The sequence below is a fragment of the Lachnospiraceae bacterium genome (assembly GCA_025758065.1).
GTDB lineage: Bacteria > Bacillota > Clostridia > Lachnospirales > Lachnospiraceae > Enterocloster.
In genome coordinates, this window is the sequence record CP107199.1 from 1,284,841 (window position 1) to 1,304,024 (window position 19,184).

The following is a 19,184-nucleotide window of genomic DNA, read 5'->3' on the forward strand; positions in this document are numbered from 1 at the left end:
AAAGAAGCCATGAACCTGCTCAAAAAAGGATGTGATTATGCATGAAGCATTCTCAGAAACGTATATTCATGGATATAGAAAAAATGACTTCTGATGAATTTAAGGCATTTTGCCGATCAGGTAATAAAAATTATTTTACCAGAATTCGAAAAATGCCTCTTCAGGATCTTCTTTTCACGATGATAAACAGAAAGGGGCTGACGTTGGCATTGGAACTGAGAAATTATATGAAACTTGCTCATCCTGGTGTGTCTATTTCAAAACCAGGATATCTGAAACAGCGTATGAAACTTAATCCAGATGCTTTTTTAGAATTATATAAATATCATAACCGTAACTTTTATGCAGATTCCACCTTTTCAACTTATAAAGATCATTTAATATTAGCCGCTGACGGCTCAGATATTAATATTCCTACCACTGCTGAAACACTGAAACTATATGGTTCTGCAAGCCGGAAAAACGCAAAGCCCCAAGCTCAAATAGGATTAGGCTGTATTTATGATGTAATGAATCGTATGATACTGGAAAGTGACTGTAATAAGGTGAAATTTAATGAAATGCGCCTGGCCGAAAAACAGATGGAGCGAATACCGGAAACAATAGGCAGCATTCCCTACATTATTATCATGGACAGAGGATATCCTTCTACGCCAGCGTTTATACATATGATGGATAAGGATATTAAATTTATCGTACGTTTAAAAAGCAGTGATTACAAAAAAGAGCAAAACAGTTTAACAGAAAAGGATCAGCTAGTTAAAATAAAACTTGATAAGTCAAGAATCAGACATTACGAGGGAACGCCAGATGGAGAACGTATGAAAGAATTAGGTGAAATTTCATTGCGTATGGTAAAAATCCTATTAGAAAACGGAAGTTTAGAAGTTTTGGCTACAAATCTTCCACAAACTGAATTTCATACAGAAGAAATAAAAGAATTATATCATATGAGGTGGGGGATAGAGACTGCGTATGAAACGCTAAAGAGTCGGTTGCAGTTAGAGAATTTTACAGGAACAAAACCTATTCTGTTATTACAAGATATATACAGCACTATATATCTGAGCAATTTAGTTGAAGATATCATATTAGATGCAGAGCGTGAACTGGATCAGAAAGAAGCGAACAGAAAACATAAAATGATGATCAATCAGACTGTTAGTATTGGAATCTTAAAAAATGATCTGATTTATATACTTCTTGAAACGGATGGTCAAAAGAAAAATATGTTATTTCAGCAAATATATGAAGATATCAGTAAAAATCTTGTTCCCATTCGTCCTGATCGGCATTATACCAGAACGAAAGGGCAATTAGCAGGAAAATATTCGAATACCCATAAAAGAGCGTACTGAGCTAAAAAATACGAATACAAAGAGAAGGGGATAAGTATGCCCATATACAAACAAAAAGCAGGAATCATAGTTTTATAAATGCTTACGATTTCTGCTCTTTGCTAAAGTTAATGACATTGCGTATTTATACGGCTTTAGGCATTTCGCAAACGCCTAAGAAAACCAGAAAATGGAAGGAGATGTGATCTGGGACAGTATCAGTACTTTGGACTTTAAGATGACAGAGGGAAGCGTTCTTACAGGCGGCTTCATCCAGGATGAGTCCTGCGCCGGAAATGGAGGCAGCGGAACGGCAGATCTGTCCATTGATGCCGCATCCACATGGATCGTCACAAAAGACAGCCGGTTATCAGGGCTCACAAATAAAGGAACGATCAAAGATGCAGATGGAAAGACGGTAACGATCAAGGGAAGTAACGAAACAGTGTATGTACAGGGAGACAGTGCTTATACAGTTACCGTAGATTCTTATACTGTATAAAATATATAATTTCATATGTAATGTAAAATGTCCGGAGATACGTATACCGGACATTTTGCGTTGTTAAAAACTATTTGATTGCGGAAAATGCATTGCTATACATAGCAAGAAGTATATGTTAATATGTTCATGGAATAAAAATACAAGGAAAGTTGAAAGGATGAGGACAATGTTATGGATGTAAAAATTAATGATTATTATGAGCCAGATCATTTTAAAGCTTTGAACGAAGCAAATTATGATGTTTCTCATTCTTGCGAATATGAACAAAATGAAATGCACCATATTCATGAATCTGCAGAGATTCTTTTTGTAGAAAACGGAAGTGCTGATTATTACGTAGAGGGAAAAAAATATTATGTAGAGAAAGGTAATATTTTAATCATAGGCTCTCGTAAACATCATATGAGACGATTAGATAAACTTCCGTTTTTGCGGTATGGGCTGGCGGTAAAGCCAAGTTACTACAGGCGATTAAACCTGGGGGAAGATTTGATCAAAGTATGGCAGGGAACATCTCCTGATGAGTTTGTACAATATTTTAAAAAGGTAGAAAACAGTGTTTTCAATCAATGTATTTATCTGTTGAAATCTCTGTATGATGAACAAAAACAGGATATGCCTTTTAGTTCAATGGTGGAAAAAAGTATAGTGACGCAAATTGCAGTTATTCTGTATCGCCAATGGGACCTGAAAAGAAATAAAAATGAGGTTTCTTCTATGAGCCAGCAAATGTATGATATTAAAGAGTATATTGACCAGCATTATATAGAGGATCTAAACCTAAATGGATTGAGTGAACAATTTTATCTTCACCCTGTAACCATCAGCAAAGAATTCAGCCGATGCATTGGGCAACCACTTACAAAATATATTAATCGTGTTCGTGTTTGTGAAGGGGCCAGACTTTTGGAGAATACGCAAGAAAGTGTAACAAGCATTGCCAGCCAGTGCGGGTATGACAGTGTAAATACTTTTTTGCGTCAATTTAAAACAATTATGGAAACAAGCCCTTTGCAATACCGGAAAGAAATGAAAGCGTGGTTAGAACGAGCTAGGTGATAATTTTTATTATGAAGAGATGCAAAACGCCCAGAGTAGAAAAGTTCTGGGCGTTTTTGACTAAAAAATGGTGAAAAACGGCAAAAATATATACAGATTGTTCGAAATCTGTATGCTAAGATAATTGCATCGGAAAGGTACTGGCCAGTACAATTATGAAGGAGGAGCTATTTTATGGTAAAAAAGATGAGAATTATATCTGCTGCACTTGCGGCAGTTTTAGCAGCAGCATCATTAACAGGATGCGGAACTTCTGGAAACAGTACTGCAACAAGTGCTGATACAAGTAAAAGTGAGAGTACAGACACAAGCGCTGCATCTGATGAAAAAGACTCTAAAGAGGTTTCATTGACTGTATTATGTGGATATGCAGGAGAGGATCCACATGGAAAATATGTATATTCTTATGCTGATGAATTTATGAAAGAACATCCTAACATTAAGGTAGAGATTCAGGCGATCAGCACAAATGATATTTATACAAAGCTGTCTGCAATGGCAACAACTCCTGATGATCTCCCACAGATTTTCTTTACATCTGCGGATGCCGTGGCAACACTGCATGATCTGGAACTGACAAAAGACCTGACTAATTTACTTCCAGATGATCTGACGGCAGAATTTGCTAATGGTGTATTAGATTCCTGCAAGCTGGGCGATGAGATCGCATATTTCCCTGTTGCATTGCAGCCTCAGGCTATTATTTATAGGAAGGACCGTTTTAAAGAGGCTGGCTTGGAAATTCCTAAAACATGGGATGAGTTTGTTGAGTGTGCAAAGGCACTTACAAAGGATACAGATGGTGATGGCGAAGTCGATCAGTGGGGCTTTGGTATGGTAGGTTCTAATAACTCTTCTGGACAGAGCCGTTTTATGTCTTATCTTTGGTCTAATGGTGTAGATTGTGTTACAGATACCGACGGCAAGTGGGATACAGATCTGAAAGCAGATAATAAGACATTTACAGATGCTTTTGAAAAATGGACAAAGATGAATGATGGCGGAATCGTTCCAATTGGTATTACAGAAGTTGATTATCCTACAGCAGCAAACTATTTTGCAATGGGATATACCAGTATGTTTATGACAGGTTCTAATGCGTTAGGAGTTGCTTATGCAAATAATCCAGATTTGAAAGGCAATTTAGGGTCTTTCAAACTTCCTGGTGATTATCCTGGAACTATGCTGGGAACAGAAGGCTATGCAATTAGTGAGTATACTACAGATGAGGAAGCCGCTGCTGCTGTTGAATTTCTTCGCTTCTTTGTAGAGCATGACGATCAGATGATGTTCTGGCAGAGCAGTGGTAAGATTCCTGCTACTGTAGATGGACAGAAGGCTGAGTACATCACAGGTGATGATTATGCCGGTTATCTGCAGCAGATCGAAGATGGCTGTCGTCCTACAGTAAGCTTTGCAGGCATAAGTGGATTAAAGAGCGCATTGGGTGATGCTTATGCTGCAGTATTTTCAAATGAAAAGACCAATGAAGAAGCAATTGCGGATCTGGAAAAGACAGTAGATGAATTAATGGAAGATTATAATTAATAATATAAAAAATTATAATTCATAGTAATTTGTAAATTCCCGGGACATTTTTGAGTTCCGGGAATTTACAAAATAAAAGGAGGGGAATTGGAAATGTTGGGAAAAAAGCCCCCAAAAAAACGTAAGATCAAAAAACAGTATGATGGATACTTATTTTCCTTCCCTATTGTGTTTCTGCTGGGAGCATTAATTGTATACCCTATGTTATACGGCTTCTATATCAGCTTCTTTAACACAAATTTGGTAAGTAAATGGAAATTTGTGGGATTGAAATATTATTTAGCGGCTTTTACGGAACCTGAATTTTACCAGTCAGTTTTTTTAACGTTAAAATTTATGGTACTTGTAGTAGCAGGACATTTTATTCTGGGATTTATATTAGCAAGTCTTTTAAATAGAGAATTTAAAGGAAGAACGTTTTTTCGAGTAATATTTATGTTGCCGTGGTTTTTCCCTGAAGCAGTGGTGGCATTGTTATTTACCTGGATCATGAATCCCATGTATGGAATTTTAAATAGTATTCTTAGAGGTCTGGGATTGATCAGCACAAATCTGTCATGGTTGGGAAGTAACAGTTTTGCGTTCCCGTCAGTTGTGTTTGTGTGCATTTGGAAAGGCTTTCCACTGGTTATGACAATGATACTTGCAGGACTGCAAAGTATTTCTAAAGATTATTATGAAGCAGCAGAACTGGATGGCGCAGGAAGATGGAAGCAGTTTCAGTATATTACGTTGCCGAGTTTAAAACCAATCTTAACAACAGTGCTAATCCTTGATTGCGTATGGTGGTTTAAACAATATACGTTGGTGTATACAATGACAGCAGGTGGACCTGGCACATCAACCAGCCTGATCAGCTTAAGCATTTATGGTACAGCATTTAATGATCTGCGTTTTGGAAAAGCATCTGCCTGGGGTATTCTGGTGTTTATAATCTGTTATCTGATCAATCTGGTAAGTAAGGTGGTGATGAAGGACGATGAATAGATCAAAGCGAAAAAAATTAGATGCGGTTCTTACTTATGTGATTCTTATAATTTTAGCAGCATTTATTGTGGTTCCTGTGTTGTGGATGCTGTCAACGGCATTTAAGACCGAGGCACAGACTTACTATCCCAATCCTAAATGGTTGCCGGATCCGTTTTCGTTAGAGGCATTTTACAAATTCTTTAATACATATAACTTTGGAAAAATGACACTTAATAGTTTACTTACCTGCCTTCCAGCAATGGTCATCTGCGTAGCATGTGCCTGCCTTGCAGGTTACGGAGTTACAAGATTTAAGTTTAAGGGACGTAAGCAGTTACTGGATTTTTTACTGATTACACAAATGTTTCCAAGCGTTATGCTGGTAGTACCTTTTTATGCAGTTCTTTCCAGATATCATTTAACCAATACATTGTTTGGTCTGATCGTTGTGTATGCGGCTACTAATGTGGCATTCAGTACCTGGATGCTGGTATCATATTTTAAAACAATACCAATCGAACTTGATGAAGCAGCAAGAGTAGATGGAGCTTCCAGCTTTTGTATATTTTGGAAGATCATTGTTCCATTGATCCTTCCGGGTATTGCGGCAGTAGCTATGTTTGTGCTTTTTAATGGCTGGAATGAATATATGTATTCATCAGTACTGGTATCTAAGGATTCGTTGAAAACACTGACAGTAGGTATTGTTGCTTTAAATTCACAATACCAGATCAAATGGAATGATCTGATGGCGGCATCCACCATATCCAGCCTTCCGTTAGTAGTTCTGTTTATGTGTTTCCAAAAATATTTCATTGCAGGAATGACCGGTGGCGCTGTGAAGAGCTGATAATAGTAGGAGGAAAATAAAAATGAATCATATTACAATACGTGATATAAAGGTGTTTGTAACAGCACCAAGAAATATCAACCTGGTGGTAGTAAAAGTAGAGACATCTGAGCCGAAATTATGTGGTTATGGTTGTGCGACTTTTACATGGCGCCATAAAGCAGTCGTAACAGCCATTGAAGAATATTTAGCACCTATGCTTAAAGGTAAATCTGTAGATAATATTGAAGGTTTATGGCAGATGATGATGGGCAGTTCTTACTGGAGAAATGGTCCGGTGCTGAATAATGCAATTTCTGGTGTGGATGAAGCTCTTTGGGATATTAAGGGAAAAATAGCAGGACTGCCTCTGTACAGTCTGTTAGGTGGAAAGTGCAGAGAAGGAATTACAGTATACCGCCATGCGGATGGAAGCTGTGTGGAAGAGGTAGAAGAATGCATCCAGCGTTACATTGAAGAGGGATACAGATATATTCGTTGCCATATGGGTACTTATGGAGGAAATTTTGGAGGAAAAAGACAAAGTATTGTAAAACCTGAAAATGCTCCACAAGGCGCATATTTTGATCCCAGAATGTACATGAACAGTGTATATCATTTGTTTGATCGGGTTAGAAATGATATTGGCTGGAATGTAGAATTAATGCATGATGTACATGAACGTCTGTCTTTAGCTCAGACAATAGAATTTGCTAGGGAACTGGAAAAATATAAGCTGTTCTTCTTGGAGGATTCTTTAGCGCCAGAGTATGATGAATTTTTTAAAGTTTTGCGGGAACATACCACATTGCCTCTGGCAATGGGCGAACTGTTTACCAATCCGACAGAATGGAAACCATTAGTACAGAATCAGTGGATTGACTTTATTCGAGTTCATTTGAGCGATATTGGAGGAATTACACCAGCCAGAAAGTTAGCTCATTATTGTGAAGCTTATGGAGTAAAAACTGCATGGCATGGTCCTAATGACTTATCACCAATTGGTATGGCTGCTCAAATGCATTTGGATTTAAATTGTCATAATTTTGGAATTCAGGAGTTTTCAGGATTTTCTGAAGAGGAACAGGCAGTATTTCCTAATTGTCCTGTAGTAAAAAATGGTTATGCTTATGTAAGTGATAAAAATGGAATTGGTGTGGATTTTGATGAAAAAGAAGCATTAAAATATCCGGAAGTAGAGATGGATCATAGTTGGCTTTTTTCTAAACTCCCTGATGGAACTTCGGTAAGACCGTAATTGATGAACTAAAAAATAACGTTGAAAAAACAGGCACTGCGAGGAATTTATGATCTTCATAGTGCCTGTTTTATATATTTATTGATCCTGTGTTTTCTCATCCATTTCCCGGATGATCTTCTGGTCTTCTTTTAATTCGTTCTGTTCTTTCTGGAGCTCTTTTTGTTCTTTTTGAAGCTCTTTCTTTTCTTCTTTCAATTCTTCCTGCTCTTTTTTCAGCTCCTGGCGTTCTTCCTTTTCTATTGCCGCCAGATCATCCTCTTCTTTGATCAGCATTAGTAAGAAACACAGGATCAAAAGCCCGCAGGAGATCCAGATGGTGCGGTAGGAAAAATAGTTTGCCAGGTGTCCGCCGCAGGCAGCGCCAATGGTAAATGAGCCGATAGCAGTCAGATAGATAGCAGCGATTTTAAGCTCCTCTTTTTTCTTTTCAGTAACAGCTTTATAAAAATGATCCGTGCCGCTTCGCAGGTTTCCAATACACATGGTGCTGGCATAGGCACTGCCTCTTACTGTACGGAAAGACTGTACCTGCATGGCACAGGCAAAGGAGGTAAGCCCATTTGCAAGCCAGTTTAGCTGTTCCGGGATAAAACCAACGATAAACAGCAGGATGATCTCTATGGTCAATACCAGATGGCGCCAGTGGATCCTTCCGGTACGGCGAAAACGGGAGCGGATCAGACAGGCCATAAGTATCCCCAGTGCAAAAAAGGCAACAGGGAGAAAATAGTGGATGGAATCCTTCAGATTTTTGGAGATCAGATGACACCCCATTAAAACAATATTTCCCGTCTGGGCATTGGCAAAAACGTGGTCACGTAAAAAATAGGAGCAGGCATCCTGTGTTCCGCCGGATAAGTTAAGAAGTATCATAACAGGCAGAGAACTGGACATTTGCAGCCCGGTTTTTTGTTTCATGTATATCCCTTCTTTCATTCCCTGTTTTATCATTTTTTTCAAATAAAATCAATTTGCGTTTTTCACACTTCTGACTTTATATATTCCTGATTTTTCTACGAAAAAAGCAGCTGTTGGAAAAATCCGGTCAGCTGCTTCTTTTATGTATGTCTGTTCAATGAAGTGGATTTTCACGATTTTTTACTCGTCATCCTCATTAGCCCCATCATTATACTCATTTACATAGATCAGATGGCTTCTGGACTCTTCTACAATAGTCCGGATGGTCTCTGCAGTAAGAGGCATATCCTGAGGCTGTAATACCAGGCTTAAGGCACATGGAAGATTAATACCGCAGATCAGGTGACGATGATCGTTTACATATGGGCAGAACTGCTGGTTTACACTGCCACCTAACATATCAGTCATCATGACTACTTCATCCTCCGGGTCAAAGGAATCAAATAATTCTTTGATCTGGGTTGGAAGATCGGTGTCATCCATATAGGCACTGATATCAATGATGCCGTCCATGGAAGTAAGAAAATTTAATGTGTCTTTTAGGCCGTGGGCCAGTAAATGATGGGAGGCGATAATATATCTTCTCATAACGCTTCTCCTTATAGTTTTATAGTTATAGTTATATTTATAATAGTGTGGCGGGGATCAGATGATGTTGGGGTCAAAAGGTATTTTGCCCCCTCTGATACCGAATTGCTACGTGCTTTGCACTCTCGCAATTCTAAAAACATTCGTAATCCGCTCATTTTTCTTCAAAAAATGGCTTCTTACTCATGTTTTTGGCGGGTCCCAAGTTCAAAAATCCTCCTGCAAGCAAGCTTGCATCGGATTTATGAACTTGGGACCCTGGTATCATCAGATACTACAGGGATTTGATCAGATGATCTACGTAAAGTTCTGCTTCTCCCTGGAGGAAAGGAGTCTGCATGCTTTCATAACCTTTTCCGAATTCATCTTTCTCTACGATATAACCTGCGCTGTAGTTTGCATAGCCCCATACGATGCGCATAGGAGCATTAAAGTTCTTTTTGATCTCCATTCCGAAGGTGGAGAACAGCTCTCCGGGGATCGTGATCATCTCCAGGTCACCTAAATGGAAGATAACAGAGCGGAGCGTAACATTGATGCCGCCTGACTGGATCTTTCTTCTCATGTGGCGGACACCGGACCAGAGAAGCTTTTTATCATCCTCTGTAACAGCAGCAGCCAGCTTCTTTTCATCTTCTGCTAACTGTGCCTTCATGGCATCCAGATCATAAGTCTGGTGGATGGTGTATTCTGCAGTTTTTACAGATCCAGCTTTTAACTCCATAGGAGTTTCCGTTTCTGCGAAAACATTTACCTGCTTCATTACTTCATCACGTACGCGCCACAGTTCTTTTTCATCATTTCCCTGACGGTACTGGCGATTGCCCATATCACCGCAGGCGCCCTGCATGGTAATGAAAATACTATTGTATTTTTCATCCAGAGCCTTTCCCACATTTCCTAAAAGATCAGAGCTGATCTTCATGTTGTGGATGCCAAGGACAGTTGGATGGCAGGTAAACTGGAACATACCTGCAACTACATGATTTTCATTGCGGAACAGGATCATGTTGATATCTTTATCACTTGGTTTGTCAATATAATTGCGGTTTCCGTATACACCTTCTATTGTTCCCTTTACCATATAAGGTGTTACCTCTAAGAAGCCACGGTCAAAGCATTCATCTACAGCGTCAAAAAGCTGTTTCATTACCAGTTCCCTGTAAACTGCCTTGCGATGATTTCTGTCTTCCCCTTCATCTTCAAAGCTGATATCAGGGCCAGAGTGTGTATGAATGGTTCCGATAATGATATTTTCCTTTGGAACAGAATATTTTCCGGCAAGGACTGTGCGGGCATAATCAGAGATCGGTTCTTCTAACCGGCACAGATCCAGGGTGGACCATATAAAAATCTCCCCGTCAATGCGCAGGACTAAAGTCCTGCAGTAAAGTTCATCCAAAACACCAATAGATTTTCCTGTTCTCATGGCATAACCGCGCATGTACATAGGAAATGGAGGTGTGATATTACGTTTTGCTGCGCTTACTTCAACCATATGATAATCTCCCCTTAGTTGAATAAAAAATGGCTCTGCCTGCCAAATAAGACAGGCAGAACCGTCATTATGGTGATGTCACCATCCGGCGACATGTCCGTTTAGTTATATTAGTTATAAATGATCAAGCCAGGATTCCCAGTGCAGAGCAGATCATGGAGAAGATGATAACAATGAGGATCAGGGTAGTGATCTTCATGCCCTTCTTTCCAAGGAGCTTATACAGTACCAGGACAGTAGCTACAGAAATCATAGAAGGCATGATCTTGTCTAACAGATCTGCAACTGCCAGATTGACTTCGCCCATCTGGAATGCCAGAGGTGTTTTTGCAGTTACAACCGTTGCGGACAGCGCACCTACAACAGTAAGGCCCAGAACAGAAGCAGCATCTGTGATGCGGGCAAGCTTACTGCCCACTTTGGTGATCAGTTTGGTACCTTCACGGTATCCGATCCACATTAACTGGGTACGGATGCAGATGAAGATAAGGTTTACAATGAGCCACAGGATAACACCGATAGGGTTGCCTTCCAGAGCCATATATCCTGCGATGGAGCCCATGATAGTAGGAAGCAGTGTCCAGAATAAGGTATCACCGATACCAGCTAAAGGTCCCATTAAGCTGACCTTGATATTCTGTACAGCATCCAGGGAAGTGATTCCCTCTTTGTCTTCCAGAGCCAGAGTAGCACCAAGAACGATATTTGCCAGCCATGGCATGGTGTTGAAGTATTTATAATGGTTGTTTAATGCTTCAACGTATTCGTCATCATCTTTATAGATCTTACGCAGCAGAGGTCCAATACCGAAAACAACGGCTGGAGCAAGCTGGGTATCGTAGTTAAAGGTTGTTATTGCCATTAAGGACCAGCGGATGGCACCTTTCACACAGTCTTTTTTTGTTAAAACGGGAGCTTTTTCCATTACTTCATTCTCATTATTCATCTTCAAGACCTCCTGCAAATCCTACATTTTCCTTTGCTTCTTCATCCATATAGAACTTGTAAGCCAAAGCTACACCAAGGAATGCGATACCAAGGATCGGTACGCCCATGTATGCGCTGAGTACAAAGCCGATCAGAATGTAGTTGAAGTACTTCTTCGCCGGCATGTAGTGGAGCAGCATGGCAATACCAAGACCAGGAAGGAGCTTTCCTGCTACAGACAGACCGCCTGTTACCCAGGAAGGAAGCACATCCAGGATAGCCTGAACTAAAGGAGCGCCTGCTGTTAATGCAACAGCGGTTGGGAATGCCATGAATACAGCTACCATAACAGGGCAAAGGTAAAGGATAGCATACATTTTGCCAAACTGTTTTTCATTGGCATATTTCTGGGATTTCTGAGCAATGAAGGAGTTGCAGATCTTATATAAAACGTCCATCTGTACGCCCAGCATACCAACAGGAAGACCAATGGTCATACCAACTTCAGGTCCCTGTCCGGTTGTTTTTGCAAATGCGCATGCAATAATGGTTGCAACGCCGTAATCAGGTACAGAAGAACCGCCAAGAGCGGCAACACCTAAGGACATCAGTGTGAAAGTACCGCCGATGTAAAGACCGCTGTTCATGTCGCCTAAGATCAGTCCGCACAGGAAACCTACGATAACAGGTCTTGCATGTGTCAGTGATAATCCGCGGCGGTCAACGTTGATCTCAGCAGCCACCAGGACAAGCAGTACAATTTGTAAAGCACTTAATTGCATAACAATTTCCCCCTTTGGTTATTTCAGAAATTCGTCAATAGAAACTTCTGCGTCTGCAGGTACATACTGTGCATAGAGCTTGGTTCCCGCAGCCTTTAATTTCTTGTAAGCCTCAATGTCATCCGGCTTTGCGTAAGCTCTCTGGGAAAGCTTTACAGCTTCTTCGCCTTCAGCAGGCTTTACAGTTCCGCCAATGACCAGTTCTGGGATCTTTACGCCGATCTCAGACAGCTTAACCAGTGTTTCCGGCTTCTTAACCAGTACAAATACAGTGTGGTCATTGTATTTTCCGGCTTTGAAGTTATTTAAAGCTGTTTCCTCGGTAATGATGGAAATAGCCATTCCGGTAGGTCTGGCAAGCTTCATGCTGGCTTTGGTCAGTTCATTATTGGCAACAGTGTCATCAATGATCATGATACGCTGTGCACCGGAACGTCCGGCCCACTGTGTAGCCACGATACCATGAAGAAGACGGTTATCAATTCTTGCAAGTACAATACCCATATTTACCTCCTATTCGTCCTCACGGACGGCCGGGCTTTCTGCCTGCCCGGAAAGCTTATTTTTTGAATTCAAATGCATATAATCATAAATGTAAGCAATCTCACTTACAGGCAGAGCCACCCGGTAATGCCGGGAGATATCCTGAAAGCTGTCCCTTACCTGCCTGATAAAGTCGGCATGTTTTTGTTCAAATTCTTCCAGATCCTGATAATTATCAATAGGTGTTTTTGTGACCAGACGTTCCACCAGACAGCACAGGTGGACATAAAGCCCGGTCATGATACGTCCTGCGATCTTTCTTCCTGTGATCTTCTGAAGCCGTCCCACTGCCTGTTCCACTTCATCTAAAAGCTTGTCAGGATTTAAAATGGTAATGGATTCAACTATATTTTGCAGGGAGAAATTCTTTACCAGGTTCTGGTTAAATATTTCCATTTGTTCTTCATCCAGATACTCTGAGAAAATGTTTGTCAGCTTTTCTGCGGAATTCATGGAAATAATGTCTTCCAGTGAGATAAAAGGAATTCCCTCGATCTCCGGATTGAAAAGCCCGATGATGCATTTTACATGGTATTGCTGGAAAATCTCATCATGGCTGCCGTTTTTCATCAGCCGGTAATAATCATAAGCCACAAATTTTACAGGAATGGAAGTGGCGGAAGTCTTTAAGATCAGCTCTTTTAGCTTTTCCGTTGTGTCAATGCCGTTTTCTCCGCTGAAGATCACGGCGTCTTCCTTCTGTACATTGTGGATGATACGGTAGGTGCAGACATTGCTTTCGCTGGCCCGTTTCAGGATGTCTTCCAGCTTCTGGTTCCCACAGATGCCAAGGCCGATATCAACAGCTAAGGCAGTGGAAATATTGTTGATGATGCCGATATTTAAGTTTCGCAGGCCGCCCATCTGGCTGTGGATCTGCTCTAAAGAACCCATATCCACCAGAAGTACTACGTCCTGACAGGTGATAAATCGTTCAATGTGTTTTTCCAGCAGCCCGGTGATGTCACTCATCTGCATGTCAAGAGGCATATCAATGGCATCGAATACCTTTCGCCCGATGATCTGGTTAGCGGCATCTGCAATACTGGAAGCTGTTGCATAGCCGTGGCTTAAGATAATACCGGCTGCGGAAAGTCCCTGGATCTTCTGGTTCTGGTTTTTTATATCTAAAAGCAAAAACAGCTGGTTTAAACTGTCTGCTTCAATGTCCAGATTCAGTTTGATCAGGTTTACGATCCTGGAACAGATGACTGATTCTTTTTCAAGAACAGCGCTTACAGCTTGAAACATTTCTTCAATCTCGTCATGGTTTTGTTTCATCCAGTTGTCGATCAGATGATCGCCCTGAAGCTGTATATATAAGCGGCGGGCAAGTAAGTGGCTGTATTTTTTGGAAAGGCTGATGCCATACATTTCACCTACATTTTCAAAAATCTGATTGATCAGCTGTTCGTAAGTGGAGATCTTGATGTTTACAAGCTTCTGTCCGTAGATCAGATAGTCGTAATAATCATTTAATTGTTTCCGGAATTCCATCATCAGGCCGTCAAAACTGAGCATATCCTGACGGTAATCTTCAAAGACATCTAACATGATCTGGAAATACTGTACCGTCTGCCCCAAAGAGGTGTCACGGCTGTAACTGTTTAAGTGGATCATACGTTTGTCTTTGTCTTCAACCTCCAGTTTTAAGGAGGAGAGCATATATTCCGGAAGGTGATAACTGTGGATAGCGATACCATCGCTGGTTTTTTCCAGATAAGCTCCGGCACAGCTGCTGGTAACGCAGGTTTTTAATTCGTCGATGTTGTTTTCGTAGGAAAATTCCAGCATACAGTGGAAGGCGTTCTGGCTGATGCTTACATCTACGCCCATGCGCCGCCCTTCTGCTTTTAAGAAGGAGACTAACATTTCCTCTTTTTCATCGGCTGTGCGTTCATGCAATGTTGGGACCGGGATCACAATGGGGATCATTCTTGCAAGTGGCTTATAAAGTGTTTCCGCCGGTATTTTTGTGGTGGAAAATACCAGTCTTGCATTGGACTCAAAAACATGTTCGTCATCATGATATCCTTTATATTGTCCCGAAATTAAGTAGGAATAGATCAGTTCCTGTCCTGAAAATGGAAGCCTGTCAATTTCATCAAAGAAAAGGATGCCGCCGTTTGCTTTTGCAAGCCAGCCTTTTCCGTCTTCGCTGCCGCAAAGGGAAATAGCAAATTTTTCTTCATTCTGGGCATATTCGGAGCAGTCTACTGTGATGTAAGGCGGGAGAGAAGCTGCGCCTGCAGTTCCTATTACCCGTTCATTTACAGCATATTCATACATCAGCCTGGAAAGAAAAGCCTTTCCTGTTCCGCCAGCTCCGTTAAACAAGGCCGGAAGACCATTTGACGGGTATTTAACAGCTGCTTTACACTGCTCGATGCAGGAACTTAAACTCAGGTAATAACCGATGGCTTTCTGAAAATCTCTTTTATTTTCATCGCTTCGGCATTTCCGCTGAAAATCGTCCATACCGGAGAATACGCAGGTTTCCAGGGCGACCTGGGCTTCGCGTTCAACATTTTTCTTATGGAAGAAATAAACAGGACGGGAGTTGACCTTAATGGCCCGCCCTTCTTTTACCAGCTCGTTCAGATACTGACTGGCCAGATTACGGGAAATATTCAGTGATTCGCTGATATGGTTCGCCGTAAAATATTTCAGATCTTTCAGGGCATAGCCCCGGCTTATTTTTTCCAGGTAAAGATAGAGTTCTTCTTTTGTGCTGAGCATGTACATGATTCTCCTGTTTGTTGATTTGACTTGAATTCTTTTCGCGCGTGTTTTATGTCTACCTGATAACAAGTGTAATTATACAAAAAATAATCTGAAAAGAAAGATGTTTTGAATGATTTCGCCAGTTTGAAAAGGGTTTCGGCAGTAGCAGTGAGAAAAATGGTGAGATGTCCAGAGTGGAGGAATGGGGTTCGACACTAGGATTGACACTTTTATGGGGGAAATGTGTGCTATACTTAAAATCAGATGTCAGGATCAAGATCAGGCACAGAAAGATCCCGAGAGAATATTACACCAGAACATTACAGGAGGAAATCAATATGCATAGTGAAAACACAACGATCCGGCTGGTAGCCGTAGATATGGACGGAACTCTTCTTCATGATGATAAGAGCATATCAGACTATACATTAGATGTTTTAAGAAAGATTGTAAAAAAAGGTGTGATCCTGGTACCTGCCTCAGGAAGACCGATCGGAGGAATGAAAGAAGCAGTATTAAATAATGTAGACGGCATTCAGTATGCTATCTGCTCCAATGGTGCCATGCTTATGGATGTACCGGAGGAAAAAAGTATCTGTGAAACAGGGATCTCCACAGAAAAAGCAGTGGAAGCCATTGCGTATCTGGAACAATTCCCAGTGGCTGTATATGTCCATACAGACAGAGGTACTTTCCGGGCAGAGGGATGGGAGAAAACAGGGCTTTCTGAGAAATATCCTTATATCAGGTTCAGCGAGGGAAATGTAAAAGATCTGGGAGAGTTTTTAAGGACCAGCGGAGTAAAAGTGATGAAAATGGGTGCTCATGTCTTAAAAGATGGACTGGCACAGGAACTTCTGGAAAAAGGAAGCCCCATACCGGGTATCGTATTTCTGCGCACCGGAGATGGGATCATAGAATTAAACTCTATCCATGCCTCTAAAGGAAATGCACTGTGTACACTTTGTAAAAAATTGGGGATAAGTATGGAAAATGTGCTGGCTATTGGGGATAACGAAAATGATATTTCCATGCTTCAGGCTGCAGGCATCTCCGCAGCAATGGAAAACGCAGAAGATGATGTAAAGCAGGCTGCGAAATTTGTGGCCGGGCATAATGAAGAGGACGGGGCGGCTCATTTCCTGGAGGAATGGGTGCTGTAAAATAAAACAGAGAACAAAAAATGGACGCGCCGGCTGACGCGTCCGTTTGCTTTGTAAACTTGTGATTCACTGCCTGCTGACGCAGGCGGTTGTCAGAGTATTCCTGTAGACTGTAAAAACAGTACAAACATCATAACCGGGGCTACATAGCGGATCATGATGCGGTACAGCTTTTTGCGGCGGAAGGTATCTCCAGTGCTTTCCATTTCTTCGATCACATAGTCTGGTGTTTTGATCCAGCCGATCAGAAAGGCAGAGAGTAGTGCGATAAACGGCATCATAACGCTGTTGCTGATATAGTCCATGATGTCTAATAACTGTCCCACAGAGCCGTTTGGCAGTTTTACTTCAATATAGAAGATACTGTAGCCAAGGGCAATAATAGCAGAGGCAGCCAGATAGATCACGGTCAGCACAAGGACTGTTTTCTTGCGGCCTGTGTGGAAGATCTCCATGCAGTTGGCAGTGATAGATTCCAGCACAGAGATACAGGACGTAAGAGTAGCGAAAATAGTTGTTACAAAGAACAAAAGACCAACAAAGGTACCTGCTTTTCCCATGGCGGCAAATACCTTAGGAAGGGAAATGAACATTAAACTTGGACCTGCGCTCATTCCGTCGGTGCCGGAGAAAACAAAAACTGCCGGGATGATCATGGCGCCTGCTAAAAGAGCAACACCTGTGTCGAAGATCTCAATCTGATTAACAGCTTTATTTAAGTTAACTTCCGGTTTCACATAAGAGCCATAGGTGATCATGATACCCATGGAAACACTTAAGGAAAAGAACAGCTGGCTCATGGCATCAAGTAAGATCTGAAGGAAGCGGCTAAAGGTCAGTCCCTCAAAATGAGGGGTTATATAATAAAGAAGGCCGTCCATACCGGTACGCATCTGTCCGCTTTCGTCTACATGGTGCAGTGTCAGGGAATAGCCTGCGATCACAACCACCAGAACCAGAAGGATGGGCATCATGCAACGGGAAACACGCTCAATACCATCTTCCACACCATTGTATACAATAAATGCTGTTACACCCATGAATAAAAGGGCAAACAGGACTGGTGATACAGGTGAAGTGATAAATGAGGTAAAATAATTGTCCTGGGCTGCAGCGGCAGTCTGTCCGGTGAGATAGACAACAGCGTATTTTGTGACCCAGCCGCCGATAACAGCATAGTAGGTCATGATCAGGACTGGAACAAGAAAGGTTAAAACTCCTAAAAATTTCCATTTAGGCGACATCTGGGTATAAGCACCGATGGCGCTTTCCTTTGTTCTGCGGCCAATGGCAATGTCAGATGCCAGCAGTGTGAATCCAAATGTTAAAACCAGTGCCAGATAAATGACTAAGAACAGTCCTCCGCCGTCCTTTGCAGCCAGATACGGAAAACGCCACAGGTTTCCCACGCCTACGGCACTACCGGCAGCAGCTAAAACAAAACCTAACTGTCCGGAAAAACTACTTTTTTTCTTATTCATGAAAAAGAATCCCCCTAAAATTATCTATAGCTGAACTTGCTTGTCATACCAGAATAGCACATGTTATAATATCAGTAAAACAAATGTTTTTATGATTATATATAATTTTTAGTAATGTGTATGATGCCAGGTCGTGGGGAACAAGCTGGTATCATATGGGGTGGTGGGATTTATGAAAGAACAGAAAGACAAATATGAGATTTTTCTGAAAGTGTGCGAGACCGGCAGCTTTTCCGGGGCGGCAGAGGCATTAAATTACACACAGTCCGGCATCAGCCAGATGATGGCTGGACTGGAAGAAGAACTGGAAGTCCGGCTGTTTGCCAGAGTAAAAAAGGGAGTCATACTTACAGATAACGGAGCCAGACTGATCCCTTATATCCAGGAAATGGTAAATCAGAAGGCAAAGCTGCGCCAGGCGGCCTTTAATATTAATCATAAGATCGAAGGAAAGCTGCGGGTAGGAAGCTTTTCCAGTATTACAGCGTTGTGGATGCCGGGAGTGATCCATTTCTTCAAAGAGCATTATCCAAAGGTGCAGGTGGAGATCTTTGACGGCAATTACGATGAGATCCGTGACTGGATCATCCATGGACAGGTGGACTGCGGATTCCTGTCATCTATTGTGGCAGATGACCTGAAATTTTATCCACTGATGGATGACCCGCTGTGTGCAGTGATGCCTAAGGGGCATCCACTTACAGAAAAAGAACGGGTCACAGTGTCAGAACTGTTTTCGTATCCCTTAATTATAGAAACACCTGGTTGTGACAACGATATCCAGCATTTATTAGCAAAATGTCCCGTAAAGCCGAAGATCACCTACAGCTTCCGGGACGATACACTGATCATGGCCTTTGTAAAAAGCGGATTAGGCGTTACCATTTCCCAGGAAATGGTACTAAAAGCCTTTGCCAGAAACGATGTAGAATCCAGACCCTTAGAGCCAGCTTCACACCGGACGCTGGGACTGGCATTTTCAAAGACAGCCAATTCTGTGGTGTCGGGGATAATGTTGGAGTATTTAAAAGAGACGTGCTGGAAATAAAATG

Annotated in this window: 17 protein-coding genes; 9 read left to right on the forward strand and 8 right to left on the reverse strand. The window is 41.5% G+C overall.

Annotated features, from left to right (window positions below):
* Nucleotides 1–68 precede the first annotated feature (68 nt).
* From OGM16_06000 to OGM16_06030, 7 genes are all read left to right on the forward strand, one after another.
* Nucleotides 69–1,358 (forward strand): IS4 family transposase, encoded by a 1,290-nt coding sequence (locus OGM16_06000; protein UYJ47794.1) that lies wholly within the window; start codon nt 69–71, stop codon nt 1,356–1,358.
* A gap of 169 nt (nt 1,359–1,527) precedes the next feature.
* Nucleotides 1,528–1,839: a hypothetical protein gene (locus OGM16_06005; protein UYJ47795.1), complete on the forward strand. Its 312-nt coding sequence runs from the start codon at nt 1,528–1,530 to the stop codon at nt 1,837–1,839.
* A 174-nt stretch (nt 1,840–2,013) separates the two neighbouring features.
* The gene (locus OGM16_06010) at nt 2,014–2,901 is read left to right on the forward strand and encodes an AraC family transcriptional regulator (protein UYJ47796.1); all 888 of its coding nucleotides are present in this window, start codon (nt 2,014–2,016) and stop codon (nt 2,899–2,901) included.
* Between the two features lie 174 nt (nt 2,902–3,075).
* On the forward strand, nt 3,076–4,449 hold the full coding sequence (locus OGM16_06015) for an extracellular solute-binding protein (GenBank protein ID UYJ47797.1): 1,374 nt from the start codon (nt 3,076–3,078) through the stop codon (nt 4,447–4,449).
* Nucleotides 4,450–4,542: 93 nt separating this feature from the next.
* Entirely contained in the window at nt 4,543–5,436 is an 894-nt protein-coding gene (locus OGM16_06020; GenBank protein UYJ47798.1) for a sugar ABC transporter permease, read from the forward strand.
* Nucleotides 5,429–6,268: a carbohydrate ABC transporter permease gene (locus OGM16_06025; GenBank protein ID UYJ47799.1), complete on the forward strand. Its 840-nt coding sequence runs from the start codon at nt 5,429–5,431 to the stop codon at nt 6,266–6,268. The genes OGM16_06020 and OGM16_06025 overlap by 8 nt, the downstream gene beginning before the upstream one ends.
* A 22-nt stretch (nt 6,269–6,290) precedes the next feature.
* Nucleotides 6,291–7,505 (forward strand): starvation-sensing protein RspA, encoded by a 1,215-nt coding sequence (locus OGM16_06030; protein ID UYJ47800.1) that lies wholly within the window; start codon nt 6,291–6,293, stop codon nt 7,503–7,505.
* Between the two features lie 78 nt (nt 7,506–7,583).
* Here OGM16_06030 and OGM16_06035 read toward each other — a convergent pair whose 3' ends face one another.
* From OGM16_06035 to OGM16_06065, 7 genes are all read right to left on the reverse strand, one after another.
* The gene (locus OGM16_06035) at nt 7,584–8,426 is read right to left on the reverse strand and encodes a DUF1275 domain-containing protein (GenBank protein ID UYJ47801.1); all 843 of its coding nucleotides are present in this window, start codon (nt 8,424–8,426) and stop codon (nt 7,584–7,586) included.
* 180 nt (nt 8,427–8,606) lie between these two features.
* Complete coding sequence (locus tag OGM16_06040) at nt 8,607–9,014, reverse strand: PTS N-acetylglucosamine transporter subunit IIBC (GenBank protein UYJ47802.1); 408 nt, start codon at nt 9,012–9,014, stop codon at nt 8,607–8,609.
* Between the two features lie 274 nt (nt 9,015–9,288).
* On the reverse strand, nt 9,289–10,512 hold the full coding sequence (locus tag OGM16_06045) for a hypothetical protein (protein ID UYJ47803.1): 1,224 nt from the start codon (nt 10,510–10,512) through the stop codon (nt 9,289–9,291).
* A gap of 124 nt (nt 10,513–10,636) precedes the next feature.
* Complete coding sequence (locus OGM16_06050; protein UYJ47804.1) at nt 10,637–11,458, reverse strand: PTS system mannose/fructose/sorbose family transporter subunit IID; 822 nt, start codon at nt 11,456–11,458, stop codon at nt 10,637–10,639.
* Entirely contained in the window at nt 11,451–12,221 is a 771-nt protein-coding gene (locus OGM16_06055) for a PTS sugar transporter subunit IIC (GenBank protein ID UYJ47805.1), read from the reverse strand. Before OGM16_06055 ends, OGM16_06050 begins: the two co-directional genes overlap by 8 nt.
* Nucleotides 12,222–12,239: 18 nt before the next feature.
* Complete coding sequence (locus tag OGM16_06060) at nt 12,240–12,725, reverse strand: PTS sugar transporter subunit IIB (GenBank protein ID UYJ47806.1); 486 nt, start codon at nt 12,723–12,725, stop codon at nt 12,240–12,242.
* Nucleotides 12,726–12,734: 9 nt separating this feature from the next.
* Entirely contained in the window at nt 12,735–15,503 is a 2,769-nt protein-coding gene (locus OGM16_06065) for a sigma 54-interacting transcriptional regulator (protein ID UYJ47807.1), read from the reverse strand.
* A 323-nt stretch (nt 15,504–15,826) separates the two neighbouring features.
* Between OGM16_06065 and OGM16_06070 the strand changes: the two genes are divergently transcribed.
* Nucleotides 15,827–16,651, forward strand: a complete 825-nt coding sequence (locus OGM16_06070) for a Cof-type HAD-IIB family hydrolase (protein ID UYJ47808.1) — start codon at nt 15,827–15,829, stop codon at nt 16,649–16,651.
* A gap of 92 nt (nt 16,652–16,743) precedes the next feature.
* Here the strand turns inward: OGM16_06070 and OGM16_06075 are convergent, their stop codons facing one another.
* Nucleotides 16,744–18,132, reverse strand: coding sequence for a sodium-dependent transporter (locus tag OGM16_06075; protein ID UYJ47809.1), 1,389 nt, complete (start codon nt 18,130–18,132; stop codon nt 16,744–16,746).
* A gap of 172 nt (nt 18,133–18,304) precedes the next feature.
* Here OGM16_06075 and OGM16_06080 point away from each other — a divergent pair, with 172 nt between their 5' ends.
* Complete coding sequence (locus tag OGM16_06080) at nt 18,305–19,180, forward strand: LysR family transcriptional regulator (GenBank protein UYJ47810.1); 876 nt, start codon at nt 18,305–18,307, stop codon at nt 19,178–19,180.
* The last annotated feature ends 4 nt before the right edge of the window (nt 19,181–19,184 follow it).